The 14,165-nt window shown below is 65.5% G+C and carries 12 protein-coding genes; 6 read left to right on the top strand and 6 right to left on the bottom strand.

All coding sequences use genetic code 11. The features are described 5' to 3' along the window. Positions 1–31: 31 nt before the first annotated feature. The 3 genes from ABNF93_RS31025 to ABNF93_RS31015 form a co-directional block, all read right to left on the bottom strand. Positions 32–1,069 carry an RNA polymerase sigma-70 factor gene (locus tag ABNF93_RS31025; RefSeq protein WP_349331803.1) on the bottom strand — a complete coding sequence of 346 codons (1,038 nt, stop codon included), beginning with the start codon at positions 1,067–1,069 and terminating at the stop codon, positions 32–34. Continuing rightward, positions 1,066–2,043: an NAD-dependent epimerase/dehydratase family protein gene (locus ABNF93_RS31020; RefSeq protein ID WP_349331802.1), complete on the bottom strand. Its 978-nt coding sequence runs from the start codon at positions 2,041–2,043 to the stop codon at positions 1,066–1,068. The genes ABNF93_RS31025 and ABNF93_RS31020 overlap by 4 nt, the downstream gene beginning before the upstream one ends. A 205-nt stretch (positions 2,044–2,248) precedes the next feature. Continuing rightward, the gene (locus tag ABNF93_RS31015; protein ID WP_349331801.1) at positions 2,249–2,935 is read right to left on the bottom strand and encodes a DUF2461 family protein; all 687 of its coding nucleotides are present in this window, start codon (positions 2,933–2,935) and stop codon (positions 2,249–2,251) included. A gap of 130 nt (positions 2,936–3,065) precedes the next feature. Between ABNF93_RS31015 and ABNF93_RS31010 the strand changes: the two genes are divergently transcribed. Continuing rightward, entirely contained in the window at positions 3,066–3,836 is a 771-nt protein-coding gene (locus tag ABNF93_RS31010) for a class I SAM-dependent methyltransferase (RefSeq protein ID WP_349331800.1), read from the top strand. Positions 3,837–4,166: 330 nt separating this feature from the next. Continuing rightward, positions 4,167–4,559, top strand: coding sequence for a hypothetical protein (locus ABNF93_RS31005; RefSeq protein WP_349331799.1), 393 nt, complete (start codon positions 4,167–4,169; stop codon positions 4,557–4,559). An 885-nt stretch (positions 4,560–5,444) separates the two neighbouring features. Here ABNF93_RS31005 and ABNF93_RS31000 read toward each other — a convergent pair. After that, entirely contained in the window at positions 5,445–6,857 is a 1,413-nt protein-coding gene (locus tag ABNF93_RS31000; RefSeq protein ID WP_349331798.1) for a hypothetical protein, read from the bottom strand. 751 nt (positions 6,858–7,608) lie between these two features. Here ABNF93_RS31000 and ABNF93_RS30995 point away from each other — a divergent pair. Further along, a complete protein-coding gene (locus ABNF93_RS30995; protein ID WP_349331797.1) occupies positions 7,609–8,013 on the top strand; it encodes a hypothetical protein in 405 nt (134 codons plus the stop codon). 104 nt (positions 8,014–8,117) lie between these two features. Next, positions 8,118–9,986, top strand: coding sequence for a Stk1 family PASTA domain-containing Ser/Thr kinase (gene pknB / locus ABNF93_RS30990; RefSeq protein ID WP_349331796.1), 1,869 nt, complete (start codon positions 8,118–8,120; stop codon positions 9,984–9,986). A gap of 634 nt (positions 9,987–10,620) precedes the next feature. On the opposite strand, the gene ABNF93_RS30985 is transcribed toward pknB, so the two are convergent. After that, on the bottom strand, positions 10,621–10,863 hold the full coding sequence (locus tag ABNF93_RS30985; RefSeq protein ID WP_349331795.1) for a hypothetical protein: 243 nt from the start codon (positions 10,861–10,863) through the stop codon (positions 10,621–10,623). A 109-nt stretch (positions 10,864–10,972) separates the two neighbouring features. After that, positions 10,973–11,386: a hypothetical protein gene (locus tag ABNF93_RS30980; protein WP_349331794.1), complete on the bottom strand. Its 414-nt coding sequence runs from the start codon at positions 11,384–11,386 to the stop codon at positions 10,973–10,975. A 1,275-nt stretch (positions 11,387–12,661) separates the two neighbouring features. Between ABNF93_RS30980 and ABNF93_RS30975 the strand changes: the two genes are divergently transcribed. Continuing rightward, the gene (locus ABNF93_RS30975) at positions 12,662–13,474 is read left to right on the top strand and encodes a CPBP family intramembrane glutamic endopeptidase (RefSeq protein WP_349331793.1); all 813 of its coding nucleotides are present in this window, start codon (positions 12,662–12,664) and stop codon (positions 13,472–13,474) included. 146 nt (positions 13,475–13,620) lie between these two features. Further along, positions 13,621–13,803 carry a hypothetical protein gene (locus ABNF93_RS30970; RefSeq protein WP_349331792.1) on the top strand — a complete coding sequence of 61 codons (183 nt, stop codon included), beginning with the start codon at positions 13,621–13,623 and terminating at the stop codon, positions 13,801–13,803. Positions 13,804–14,165 lie beyond the last annotated feature (362 nt).

Raw genomic sequence — 14,165 nt, 5'->3', positions numbered from 1 at the left:
CGAGTGGTTCGTGTCAGCCGCAGGCACCGGCTCAGGCATCGCGCGTCCGCTCGGCGCGGCGCTGTCTGCGCATGGCGTACACGTCGGCGACCGGGCCGATGTGGTGCAGCTTGTCAGGGTTGATCACCGACCGGACGGTCTGGACGACGCCGTCGACGATGTCGAGGGAGAAGACGTTGATGAGCTGGCCGTCCGAGGTCCACAGCACGGCGCCGGGCTGGCCGTTCACGTGCTGCGGCTCGATGGTGATCTCGTGCTCACGCAGCTCTCGGCTCATCTGGACAAACACGCGCGCGACACGCTCGGCTCCCACGATCGGCATGCTCCACTGCGGGGCCTTCCCACCGCCATCGCCGTAGGCGACGACATCGTCGGCGAGCATCCCGACCAGGCCGTCCAGATCACCCTGGCTGAGCGCGGCGAAGAAACGAGCCGCCAGGTCCTCGCGTTGCTCGCGCGAGGCCCCGAAGCGCGGCTTCTCCGCCTTGACATGACGACGGGCCCGGGCAGCCAACTGGCGACAGTTGGTTTCGCTCTTGCCGACAATCTCCGCGATCTCGTCATAGCCGTAGTCGAACACGTCATGGAGCAGGAACACCGCGCGTTCGATCGGGTTCAGCCGTTCGAGCACGAGCAGGAACGCCATCGACAACGAATCAGCCTGCTCTGCATGCGCGGCCGGATCGGCCGCCTCGACATCGGTGAGTAAGGGCTCGGGCAGCCACTGGCCCACATAAGCCTCGCGCCGCTTGGGAGCCGACCGCAGATGGTCGATGCACAAACGCGTGATCGCCGCGGACAGATAGGCCTTCGGCGACACGACATGGACCCCATCGCCAAGCGCCTGCTGGTAGCGAACGAACACCTCCTGAACCATGTCCTCGGCCTCGCTCACACTGGCAAGCATCCGATACGCGATGGAGAACATCAGCGGACGCAGCTCCAGGAACGCCTCCGACGTCTCAGTTGCCGCAGTTGGCGGGGAGCCCTCGGAGGTCCGAACGCCGCCTCGGCGCCGGCGCCCGCCCGCTGCCGAGCGGGCGCCGATGTCGCGTTCTGCTCTACTCATGTCGCCGCCTCCGGCGCGCTGCTGCTCGGAGACCGTCGATCGGAATCAGTCAGCCCGAAGCGGAAGCCGTCCCGCCAGCTCGACCAGGCGGGCCGCCAGCCGAGCTCCCGCTTGGCCTTCTCGTTCGATGAACCCCGCCCCTGGGTCATCCACTGGACGGCGACCTGGCCCGCAGCCAGCCTGCCCAGCCACACCGGCACTCTCAGCGGTGGTTTGGCACCAATAGCCTCGGCGAGGTACGGCAGCCACTCCGATACCGGGGCCGGGTCGTCGTCGACGATGTTGTAGACACCGCGACGACCGTGCTCTACGGCGGCCACCGTCGCTGCCGCGGCATCGTCGAGGTGGGTCCACGACCAGACTCCGCCGCCGTCACCGATGATCGGGAACTGCCGCCTGCGGACCAGCTCGACCTGCGACTCCGACGCTCCCGGACCGTAGAAGTTGCCGTACCGCAGCACAATTCCTTCCAGCGACTGCGCCGCCGGAACCACCCGGTCCAGGAACTGAAGGCCCGCCATCGTTTCCCTCTGGTTCTTCGCCGGATGCGGATCGAACGGGTCGTCCTCGGTCTTCACTGGACCTCCCGAGCGAATGTTCGACCATCCGGTGTAACTCTGTGCGACGAAACGGCCGACACCGGCCGCCTCAGCCGCAGCGAGCAAATGTTCGGTGCCCGTTGTTCGCAACTTGTTGGTGAGCGCGAACCATGTGTCGAACCTGCGCAAGTTGGCCTTGCCGGCCAGAGCGGTCATCTGGTGCACGATCGCGTCCGGCTCGGCCAGCGCGACAGCCTCACCAACCGCCGCAGCGTCGAGGCCGTCGACCACTACGGGTTCCGCGCCGAGCCCGCGCAGCCGGTCTACCTTGTCGGTACTCCGAGTTGTCGCCGTCACCTGATGCCCACGCGCGACCAATTGCGGTACCAGTCGCATTCCGATCGCACCAGCAGCTCCTGCCACGAATACTCGCATCGCACTACCTCCTTACCACCGGGACCTGTCACTGCAAGGCTCTGAGACGAAACACCCCGGCCCGCTGTGACACCTCCAGCGGCTGATGTCGCGCAAGAACAAGATCACCTGGCCCGGTTTGGGTAGAGGGCTGGCCCGTACGAGCAGAAGCGAAGGATCGTGCAGCCGCCCTCGGGCTGTCCAGGCGCGGGACAGCAACACCGGTTCACCACGCAAGGCAGGCAGATGGGCCGATGAGATTGCGGCTATTGTCGGTCCGAAGGCCTGCGGCGGCATGCACGGCGAACCAGGCCGTGAACGGATCCAGCTCTTCGAACGCTGTGAGTACCCGTTCGATGGTGTGAGGGGTATGGAGCCAGTCCTCACATCCGAGTGGTCGTGTGGCAACCAGCGAGCGATGTCGCAACCACTCCGCGCGCGGATGGTCGGACGGATGCCCACGGGGCATCCGTTTCAGGGCGTTGCCGGCGAGCTCGAATCCTTTCTCTCGTAGCGTTCGCATCACCTCCACGAGTTCGTCACCGCTGACTCCTTCAGCGACCGCTTGCCGATAGCACTCGACCTCCGTTGGAGCGGCGGGCCGCCAGGCGCCTCGCACATGCAGCCCGTCGAGGTCGAACGCGAGGCCGAGTACGAGAGTTCGTTTGATCCTGATCGTCGCGTACTGGTGCTGCCATCGTCCGTACGCCGGTGAGCGGAAACCTTCGACGAAGAAGTCCTCGTAGGCTGGGTCGGCATCGGCGACATCGTGCAGCAGCGCGATCATCGGCTGCCGCACCAACTGCTCGCGCCGTTGACGACACTTCTCCCGTACGTCCGCAGGTGGGTCACCATCGAGCTGCAGCAGGACGTCGAACGCTGCCTTGGGCCAACCAGAAAAACGTCCGCACATGCCGAGCATTCTGCCGCCACATCTCGCCTCGGCCCGCGGCGCCAGCCCGTCGAAGACATGCACGCCGAGCGGTTCCGCCAGTATCCGCCGGCGCCCGGATACCCGGCCACCAGATGAGGAGGGTGCAGCTATGACTGGCCACGGGACCGAACGAAGGCGGGTAACCCTAGTGGAGGGCAGGGCGGTTGCTCTGCAGTGGTCACTAACATCCGGCACTATGAACGCTTCCCGTATCGAGCAACCTGCCGATCTTGACGTGGTGCGGACCTCCTACGACCGCGTCGCAGACAACTACGTCGAGATGAACCTCGGTGACATCACGACGTACCCCTGGTTGCGGACGGCGATCGATGGCTTCGCAGCCGCGGTGCACGGTCTTGGCCCGGTACTAGACGTCGGATGCGGTCCTGGAGCTGTGACCGCCTACTTGGCGGAGCGCGGCCTCGATGTCTCCGGGGTTGACCTGTCGGCCCGGATGATCGACCACGCCCGGCGGTTACACCCCAACCAGCGGTTTGACGTTGCCTCGGCAACTGACCTGAATCTGGTCGACTCGTCGCTCGGAGGGATTCTCGGGTGGTGGTCACTGTTCAACCTGCCCCGGCACATTCTTCCCCTGGTACTGAGGTCCTTCGCCCGAGCCTTGGTTCCGGGCGGGCACCTCATCATCGGTACCCACATGGGTGACGGCGATATCGAGCGAACCGAGGCGTACGGCGCGGTTCCGGTTGCGTGGACTACTCACCTCTGGCAGCCCGACGATCTATGGGCCCTCTTGGCTGCGGCGGGCCTCGATCCGGTGGCTGAACTGCGGCTCCCCGAGAGTGTGGCCGGGGTTCCCTCATTGGTGCTTGTCGCGCAGCGCGCCGGCCACGGAACAGGCGTCAGCTTGACCCCTTGAAAGCATCGGAGGTCTCCGAGGGGGAGACGAAGGATTCGACACTGAGGCAGTGAACGTTTAGGGTCGCGTCTAGGGAGCCCTTGCCTTGACCGTCTAGGGGAACCTAGACTACCCTGCATGAAAGCGCCGAGACCTGATCCGAAAGATCGGCCGCGAAGCCAAGGAACAGGGCAAGCGGTGGGAGATCGGCCGCGAGGGAGCTCAGCACACCGTCTACAACCTCGCCGGACTGACGATACCGATCCCGAGGCACAACGAGATCGGCGAAGGCCTGGCCCGGGAGATCTTCAAAGAGTGCGAACCTGTCCTGGGGAGGGGATGGTGGCGGTAATGGATACCTACCATGCCAAGGTCGAACGTGATGGCCGGTTCTGGCTGATCCGTGTACCCGAGATCGGCCGGTCAACCCAGGCCCGTCATCTTCGCGAGGTCGAGGAGATGGCCCGTGACCTGATCGCAGTTATGCGCGACGTTGCGCCGGACTCGTTCGAGTTGGTGGTCTCACACCGGCTACCCAAGTCGGTTCAATTCCATCTTGCCCGCGCGGAGAAGCTGCGGAAGGAATCTGACCTGGCCAAGTCGCGCGCGGCCCAGGAGTCGCGCGCCGCCGTACGGGAACTCGTCGACGCCGGACTCCCGTTGCGCGACATTGGCCAGCTTCTCGGCATCTCCCATCAACGTGCCGCGCAACTCGCTACCGACACCGCACCGAAGGCGTCATAACCACCGCTACTCGGGCATCGGCGGCGCCGAAGTTGTGCCGGCGACGCTGGCCCACAAATGAGACCAGCCAACCAGCCCAGATAGCCTCATCAGGTGCGTTTGCGCAGGTCAAAGGCGGTGGGCAGGGACGGGATCGAACCGTCGGCCTTCCGCTTTCAGTCCCAATGAACGGTCGTTCGCCAGCGTTCAGGAGCGTCCGCTCACGCTCGGCAGCACCACGCAAGGACACATGCGGACAGTCCCGAACGTAGGCGAATGAGACCACGTCTGAGACCACTCGCACGTTGCGACGCGCGGTCCATCGGAACTGGCGGTATGCCAGTACTCTCGGGGCTCCTCGTGACGTGGATCGTGAGCGTGCACAGGACGCCACGTTTGGCGCGGTGCGACGAGGGCGCCTCTGGCAGCCCGATGTCAAGACGAACGATGCCGCCGTTCGCGCGTCCCACCGAGTTCGAGGGTCACGACACCTGGGACGGTTCTGAGGCGGCGCTGGAGGCTTTTGCTCGCGGGGTCGCCGAGTCGGAGGCGACCTTCGGTGAGTTCTTAGGGCGCGGCACCGGACGGATGCCGGGCGGAGAAGGTGGCCGGCCGCGTCGCTCGGCGTAATCGACGCGGATCCCCACTCGTACTCGCTGCACCCTGGCGGAGCCTGTCGGCGGCTCGAGCAAACGTGAAGGGCCAGGACCTACCTATCCACGTGGAAGGGCAAATGACGCCGCCCGTGTTCGACGCGTGTGTTCGGAGCGCCTGAGCTCGGCTTTGGTCAGCCGCGAGTTCGAAAACCGCTCCGACCCCGTCGGTTGCCCTGAGGCGTGCCGACGGGGTCGGAGCGATTCATCTGGGTGTTCTGGTGGTAATTGCCGGCTATTGCCGGCTTCTTGTTTAGTGGCGGATCACGCTGCGGAGTTTGAGGCCGGCGAGGCCGACTCCGGCCAGCAGCAGGGCGATGACTGCTCCCCAGCCCAGTTTGGCGGCCGGGTTGTTGTCGGATGCGGTGGCGAGGTTTGCTGAAACGGCACCCTCGGCTTGGGCGGGACCGGCTTCGGCTGCGGCTCCACCTCCGGCGGCGACACCGGATTCGTCAGCCGATGCTCCGGCACCAGCGTCGAGGCCTCCTGCGGACGTTCCGGCTTGGACGTCTGCGTCTGCATCGGCGGATGCGGAGGCGTTGGAGGTGCAGGTGACCTTGCCGAGTTCGATGTCGATCAGGCCTGGGAGGGCGGTCTCGACACCGAGCGCGGTGACGGCGATTGCGGTGGCGTCGGCGGTCTGGGCCCCGACCTGGATGGTGGCCAGTTGTACGGCGTTGAGTTGGTCGGCCGGAACCGCGGCCAGGATCTGGTCGACCACGGTGCCTGCTTGGGCCGGTAGCTGGCTTTGAACCTTACTGAGGATGTCGGCCAGGGTCAGGTCCAGGCCGTCGGCGGTCAGGTCGGCGACCGGGACCTGCTGTCCAGCCACAACGGCGACGACCTGGGCATCGATCGGCGTCGCCTCGCCGAAGGTGTCGGTCGGGGTGGACAGGCACCGGGAGGTGATCGCTTCACCGACCAGCATCAGTTCGATGTCAGGCAGTCCACCGGCAGGCAGGGCAAGCTCACCTGTCAGGCCTTCCAAACCGAGGTCAGCCAGTCCAAGGTCAGTCAGCGCCAGGTCAGGAACAGCCGGGACGGGCAGGTCGCCCGGCGCCGGCAGGTTGCCGGGAACCGGCGGGTTGCCGGTCTCGGGAAGGCTGGTCGGCAGGGGCAGATCACCGGTGGCCGGGAGGTCCGGCAGTGCCGGGAGCCCGGGGAGCTGGCCACCCAGCAGGGCGGCGAGGCCGAGCTGGTCGAGCGTGCCGAGCGAGACCTGCATGCTGCCCTCGCCGGAGATCAGGCAGGTGTTGTCGCTGCCGACCTTGATGACCCCGGCACTGCCGACAACGCCGGCGCAGGCCGCGGCGTAGCCACTGGCGGTGGCAGCGGCGTCTTGACCGAGAGCACCTACGACCACAGCCTGCTGGTCGTCGATGACCGGCAGATCGGGAGTGCGGACACCTTTCACGGTCTCGAGTACACCGTCGTTGACTGCGACGAAACCGCCACTGCCCGCAACCTGTCCGGCCATACTCAGGTTGAACGCACTGGCGGTCGCCTGGCTGACCGTCTCACCTTCAGCGCTTACCTCGTCACTGGCTGCGGCGGGGGCCACAGTCAGTGCCGACACCACGGCGGCACCGACGCTGATGGCGGCGGCGCGTCGGGCCCACACTCTGGCCTGGATGTGCTTGTCCGGGGGCAACCCCGGTCCACGCATCACCATTGGTTTGTCACGTCCCTCCTCTGGTGGAAATCGCCAGCCCCGAACGGCACTCCTGTACGACCCCGGAGATTTCCGCGTGCGGTCGAAGGAACGAATCCCCCGGCGGTGAGGTTACGGGCAACCACCGAGTAACAAACCCACAAAACAGATGTGCCACGCTGGATCGGTCCACCCAAGCCCACGGGGGTGCACCGGCCGACGCCGTGGGCGCATGTCCTCGACAAGCCTGGATCCGACGAGTCCTAGGCCGGCAATTTTCTCTTTCGAAGAATGCGTTCCCGTCGCAACCCGTGAGCCGACCTTGCGGTGTTGCCGGCCTGTCCGCGCGAGCAGACGAACGGTCGTACCCGGTGCTGACCTGCAGCGACAGGATTCGATGTCCCAGCGCAGCGGCATCAGCGGCAAGCCACGTCTCGGGAGGTTCACGGCCCTGCGCCGCCGAGCGGTGGCCGCCTGCGGACATATCTGTCCGGGGAGTGGAACTGGGAAGATCGCGTAACCCGGCAACTGCAGCCTCGTTGGAGATCCAAAGAGTCGAAGTACCGGGTCTCCCGCGAATGGCTTTCCTGTCATACGGTGGGCTGCGGCTTCGAAGCAAGGGTGGGAGCGTTTGCACTGCGTGGTTGATGGTTTCGACCACGGCGCCTATGGGGGCTGTGAACGGCGCGGTAGACAGGCCCGGAAACATGATCAACCGATGTGGACCCGGGCGTCCTGTAGCCGAAATCTGAGGAAGGAAGTCTCCATGGGATTTGGATCAGGCGTTCTCCTGCTCGCTTTAGGGGCCGTCCTGACCTGGGCAGTTGATTTCGACCTGCCCTACATCGCCGATGACTCCTTGGGGCTGATTCTGCTGTTTGCAGGCATCGTCGCCTTGGTTGGTTCGGTGATCATGCAGGCGGACCGGCCAGAGGCCGGTGTCGGTACCGGCATTGTGCTGATCGTGGCCGGTGCGATCATCACCTGGGCGGTGGCCTTCGATGTGCCTTACATCGACGACGACGCACTTGGGGCGATCTTCATGGGCGGGGGCGTCATCGCGGTCGCCGGCACGGTGCTGATGAGCATGCAGCGCCGCCGAACCTCTGGTGGAGACGACCGCCGGAACTACTACCGTCGAGATGGACGGCCTCTGTACGACCGCCACTGACACTCCACCACCTGGATTTCCCGAGCCGCTGCTCCGGCTGCAGGCCACCTGGGGTGGTGTGAGCGCGGACGCAGCGGCGGAGCATAGGCCGCGTAGCCAGGCCGATGCCGCGGCAGGGACCGGCAGCGGCTGTGCCTGGACATGCGGTGACAGGCAGGGGTCGAGCACCCTGGCGTGGCGCGTTGCGGACGGCAGATGATCGGACGGTGAGCATGGTCGGGAGGCATCAGGCAGAGGGGTATCCCACTGCAGTGACCGAGCCCGGCGTTGCACAGCACCTGGTTCACGGCCGTTATGAGGTGGGTGAGGTGATCGGTCGTGGGGGGATGGCCGAGGTCCGCATCGGTGTCGACCGCCGGCTTGGGCGCACGGTCGCGGTGAAGACGCTGCGTGCCGACCATGCCACGGATCCAACGTTCCAGGCGCGGTTTCGTCGAGAGGCGCAGTCGGCAGCCGGACTGAATCACCCGTCGATCGTTGCCGTCTACGACACCGCTGAAGAGGTCCTCGAAGGCGTGTCGGTGCCGTACATCGTGATGGAGTATGTCGAGGGCCGGACGCTGCGCGAAGTCGTCCGGGAGGGCCGCCGGGTTCTGCCTGAGCGGGCGCTGGAAATCACCGCGGACATCTGTGACGCGTTGGAGTACAGCCACCGCGCCGGAATCGTGCACCGTGACATCAAACCGGCCAACGTCATGCTGACAGCCGATGGCGACGTGAAGGTGATGGACTTCGGCATCGCCCGCGCCGTCAGCACCGCCACCCAAACTGCCGCCATGACTCAGACCGGCGCGGTGATGGGCACCGCGCAGTACCTCTCCCCGGAGCAAGTGCACGGTCAGTCTGTGGATGCGCGCAGTGATATCTACTCCACCGGCTGCCTGCTTTACGAGCTACTGACCGGACAGCCACCGTTCGTCGGCGATTCACCGGTGTCGGTGGCTTACCAGCACGTCCAGCAAGACGCACGACCGCCATCGACACTCGCCCCGCACCTACCTGCGGTCGTCGACGCGATCACCCTCACGGCATTGCAGAAGGACCCGGGTGACCGGTACCAATCGGCCGCGCAGATGCGTCTGGACATCGAACGCGGACTGTCCGGCCAGCAGGTGGCTGCACCAGTGATGCCAATCGACGCGACTGCCCCGTTCATGGCTGGCGACGATTCCATGACACTGGTGGGTGACCGGCCGGACAGGCGTGGCCGCGGCGCGGGCTACGCTCTGCTCGCGCTGGCGTTGCTGCTTCTGCTGGGTGTTGCGGCATTCATCGGTCTCCGGGCACTCGGTCAGCAAGAGCCGCGGACCGCGTTGGTGCCCACGTTGATGGACAAGACTGAACGTGAAGCGCGAGCGATTCTTGGTAGGAACAACCTCGACCTCGCCCAAGTCACCACGAAACCGAGTGACTCGGTGCCCAAAGGCAGGATCATCGCCCAAGACCCCGATCCCGGCATGCCGATCAAGGCCGGCGGCACCGTCGGCATCACCGTCTCCGACGGCAAACCCCGCGTGACAATCACCGACGTGACAGGTAAGCAACTCGCCGAAGCAAAAGCTCAGCTGGTGGCCAAAGGCTTCAAAGTCAAACAACACGAGGACGATGAGTCCACCGAACTCAATGGCACCGTGACCCGCAGCGACCCAGCCGCAGGCACGCAAGCCACCGCCGGCACGACCATCACACTCTTCTACTCCACTGGACTCGTCGAAGTGCCCGACGTGATGCGGGAAAGCCAGGAGGTCGCCGAAGCCAGACTCGCCGACGCCGGCTTCGACGTACGCACCACCCACGAACCAACAGCCGACGCCCCCACCAGCACAGTCATCAACCAGACCCCAACAGCGGGCACAAGGCGCGAACGCGGTTCGACCATAACCATCGTCGTCGCCAGCCAACCCGAACTCGAGCCCGAACCCACCCCCACACCCACCGACGACGACGGCGGCATCCTCGACGACCTCTTCTAACCGCGGCTAACCTGCTGCCGGGTTGACGATGGCACTGTTGGCGATCACATGGCAACCGAGTGCGATCTGACTCCAGGAAGCGGACCAGTTCGGCACGTACGCTTTCCGACGGGCGCTCAGAGGAGTGTCCGCGCCATCGGGTCAGTGTTCGAGACGAACCGACGCCGTCACTGAACCCAGACCCGCAGTCGCCCGTTGCGGGCACCGAACTCGTCGCGGGACCGCCGCGGAGCAGAATACCCCGGCATCTCCGCGATGGCCGTGGACGCATTGGACGCTATCGCCGTAACCCTGCGGCGATCTTCTGCTTCCAAATCAAACGCTTGCAGCCTGCTGACCAGGCACGATGCCACGTATGGTCTCAGTTCCCGCCGTGGTGGTCTCAATTGACTCGGCCCCGAGCGGCGTCTGTGGGACGGTCTGCATGCCGCTGACCAGCAGAAATGCGGTGGGCAGGGACGGGGTCGAACCGTCGACCTTCCGCTTTTCAGGTCCCGGCAGGCGGCGTCGGGGCTGTGCTCGCGGCTGTGGTGACCATGGTCTGGCGGATCCTGGTTGTCCTCGCGTGGGTCGGTTGGCGTCACGGCTGGAGTCAGAGTCGGCGCGCTCTGCGCTCTCCGAGCTTCGGCATGTCCTACGGCGGATCGAGGGTGTTCATTCTCTGGATTGCTTCGCGAAGAGTGTCGGCCGCAGTGGCGCCCCTCACCTCGAAGGTGCCTCCTGGGACCTCGACCTCGACTGAGCAGAGCCACGCATCGGCGGGAGGAGCGACACCTCCGGTGTACTCCAGGCTGAACTCGCCGGCGAACCCCTGGCAGTCATCGACCCTTGCCGCGAGCTCCTCAATGGCTCGTCCAACCTCGGCGGACTCCGACATGTCCTACCTACCTCCAGGCCGCGCTTCTGGAAGGAGCATGGCAGGTTCGGCTGGCTGCAGGTTCGGGTAGGTCTGGTCGGCCGTGTTGCTGTACTTGTCTGCTGTGCGGCTACTGAGCGACGTTGACCCGTTCTTCACGCGCACCGACGTCACCGTAGCGTTTGATCAGGTAGCTGCCGGGTGGAAGAGGAAGCGACTTCAGGACTGGGTGGATGGCAGCAGCGAGCTTGTCTGCATCCGGCCCGTACATGTAGACGACGGTCTCGTCCGGACCGACCTCGTTGCCGTCGAACTCTCCCACCTCGGCAGCATCGATCGCCTCGATCAGTGGATCTTCGATCTGGTCGAGGGCCAGCTCATCGCCTTCGGCGGGTGGCGGCAGGTGCACGGTGACGGCATGTTCGGTCACCGCGTTGTCCTTGTCACTGATGACGCTCTTTCGGGCTCCACAGGCGGCAGACGAGAGCACGAGCGCCAGCAGGATCCATCTCCGGGTCGGCGTTCGCCTGGGAGGCATAGTCACGGCCGGATCATGCCAGCCTTCTGCTCCATTGGGCTAGGGGCGGCACTGGCACTCAGAGGGTCGGAGCGTTTGCCCGGTGGCGTGGCTTGGTCCGGGAGCTCGCTGGCCCGTAGGTACATGTTCACTGCTGTACTTGCAGGTGCACGGCACGATCGGTGGCTCGTGGACTCAGGGGTGGGCATGGATGCTTGCGACAAGGAGCGGCTCAAGAGATGGAGTCGCGTGCACGATGATCTTCGATCAATCCTCTGCGAGCGTGATCCTGAGGGGACGGGCGGCGTGTTTGGGGCGCCAGAGGACGGTTACTACGACCTCGCCACCGACCTCATTCGAGGTCTCAGTCGACCTGGACACCACAGCTTCCCTCAGGTGGTTCGGATGATTGTCAGCAACGCATACGACGACGATCGCTTCGTAGGGGCCCTTGTGGACGTCTGGCGACGACATCTGGATCGTGGAGGGTTCGGGTGAAGCTCAGAGGGTCGGAGGCTTTGGCCGGTGCCCTGGCTTGGTGCGGGAGGTCGGGGGCCCGTAGCCTGGCCCGGCGTGGTGGGCAGCTCTGCTGGCCGACCGTTACCGCCCACCGTGGGCCCCGGCCTTTGGGACCCGGACCAACGAGGTGGCTAAAGCCTCCGGCCTGCCCCGGCCACCGCCGGGTTGTGGGCGAAACGGTGCCGACGCTGTGAGGGTCGTCAGTCTTCTGGGGGCCCTTTCTTCGCGCCAAGCCGGGCCGGCCGACCGGGCGCCGTCAAGGCGCGGAGGGAAGGCCGGCCCGATGAGGCGGGCGCGGCGGCCCGTTGGGGCCGCCCTTGGAACGGCCCCGCACATCGTGCGAGACATCGTGGGTCACTCCGACATCGATGTCACGATGACGATCTACGCTCACGCCTCACTCGACGAGAAGCGGGCAGCGTTGCGGAGGCTCGATGAGCGTCTTCGCTAGTGGTCAATCCGAGCGGCGTTGGCGTCAAGGCTGGCGTCAATCGGGCCTACAGCGTCCGCCGATTTGCGTTTGCGCTGGTCAGAGGTGGTGGGCAGGGACGGGATCGAACCGTCGACCTTCCGCTTTTCAGGACCAAGGATGTATGTCCGGCGCTGTCCGCAGCCGTCCGTTCACGCTCGCCAGTGCCATCCACGGACACCGCCGGACGACGTCGCACGTAGATGAATGAGACCACGTCTGAGACCACTCTGACCGGGGGTGGCGGCCAGGTGGGGACCACCGCGTCAGTGGCATGACAGGGCCGTGACAGGAGGCTGGGCAATCGTTTTGGCATGGAGAACACGCAGACCCCCACGGACACAACGAGAGTTGCCCAACCGGGCCGGTTGGTCGAGTTGCTGGTCGCTGACCGTCACTCCGTTCCGCTGTCGATCGCACTGCACCTTGTGCCCGGCGCCCTGATCGTCGCCGTCTACATGCTTTTCGCCGAACCGCTCGTCAAGGCGATCGGCTATCCGAGCTTCCTAGCCTGGGCGATCGCCTTGATCGTGGTGCTCGTGCCGGTTCAGTTCGGCCTGTTGTGGCTGGGCAGCAGGCGCAACGGCCGGTTCTCGCTGCGCGGGGTGGTGGAGTACCTGGACAAGCCGATCCCGCGGGGGAAGATCACCGCCATCATCGCCGGCCTCATCGTGTGGATGACGCTGGTAGCGCTCGCTCTCACCCCACTGGACAACCTCGTCTTCGACACGTTCTTCACCTGGATCCCCTTCGAAGGCGCGGGCGGCAGCGCTACCACCTACCTCGACGGGTACTCGCATTCGGTGCTGTTGATCACGATGTTGGTGTGCCTTCCGTTGACCGGATTCACCCTTCCGCTCATCGAGGAGCTCTACTTCCGCGGATTCCTGCTTCCCCGCATCTCCCACCTGGGCTGGGGGGCGCCCGTGCTCAACACGGTCCTGTTCTCGGTGTACCACTTCTGGGCGCCGTGGACGGTGCTGTCGAAGGTGATCTTCATGTTCCCAGCGGTCTGGCTGGTCTGGCGGAAGCAGGACATTCGGGTGTCGATCGGCATGCACCCCGGTGCCGCTCTCCTCATGGCGACCGTCGGCACCATCGCCCTGATCCTGGGCCTAGTGCCGTAGCACCAAGATGGTGAGGGGGCGCCGTCCATAGTGGGAGGCGCCACCTCGGTCGTTGGCAGTCGCGATCCCGGAGGGGAGCCAGCAGCGGCGCCCACGTTGTTACACGCCGATGAGCGCACGGTCGGCCACGGCGTTTCGGTATCTACGTGGCCGGACTCGGCGGCGGCGAAGTGACACCAAGCGTCACCGTGCTCGACCGCCCGACTCGCGAGGTCACCGCGCGGATCCCGCTCTCGACCGCAGCACGGGCGATCACCGTCAACCATGGTCGAACCGAGTCCTGGTTGCCGGTGAATGCCGAGTCGACATCATCGTTAGCGAAACTCTGAAGGTTGTACCTACGATCCCGGCCGGGCTCCCGTTCGCCGTCGCCACCCAACCAAGACAGACGAACGAGCTGTTCATCGGCGACGTCCACACCGGGGAGGTGACCGCCTCTCCTACTGCAGCGGCACCCCCACCTGAACGGGAACGACCGGATCGCGTTCATCACCACCGACGATGATCCGGGGCGACTCCGCGGCGCACGCCGAGCACGCAGGCTCGCCCGGGAACCCTTCCGGCCATCGCGCATCACGCCCGCTCACGAAAGGGCCGCTCCGACACGGACTGTGTGGACGCAAATGGCTGCAACTCCTGCGTCGACCTTCCGCTGCCAAATCAGACGTTGACAGGCCGCTGACCAGGCACG

This window comes from Actinopolymorpha sp. B9G3, from assembly GCF_040120725.1.
In the GTDB taxonomy this organism is placed as follows: Bacteria; Actinomycetota; Actinomycetes; order Propionibacteriales; family Actinopolymorphaceae; genus Thermasporomyces.
Note: the sequence above shows the minus strand (reverse complement) of the source record. Positions and strands in the feature narration are given on the sequence as shown.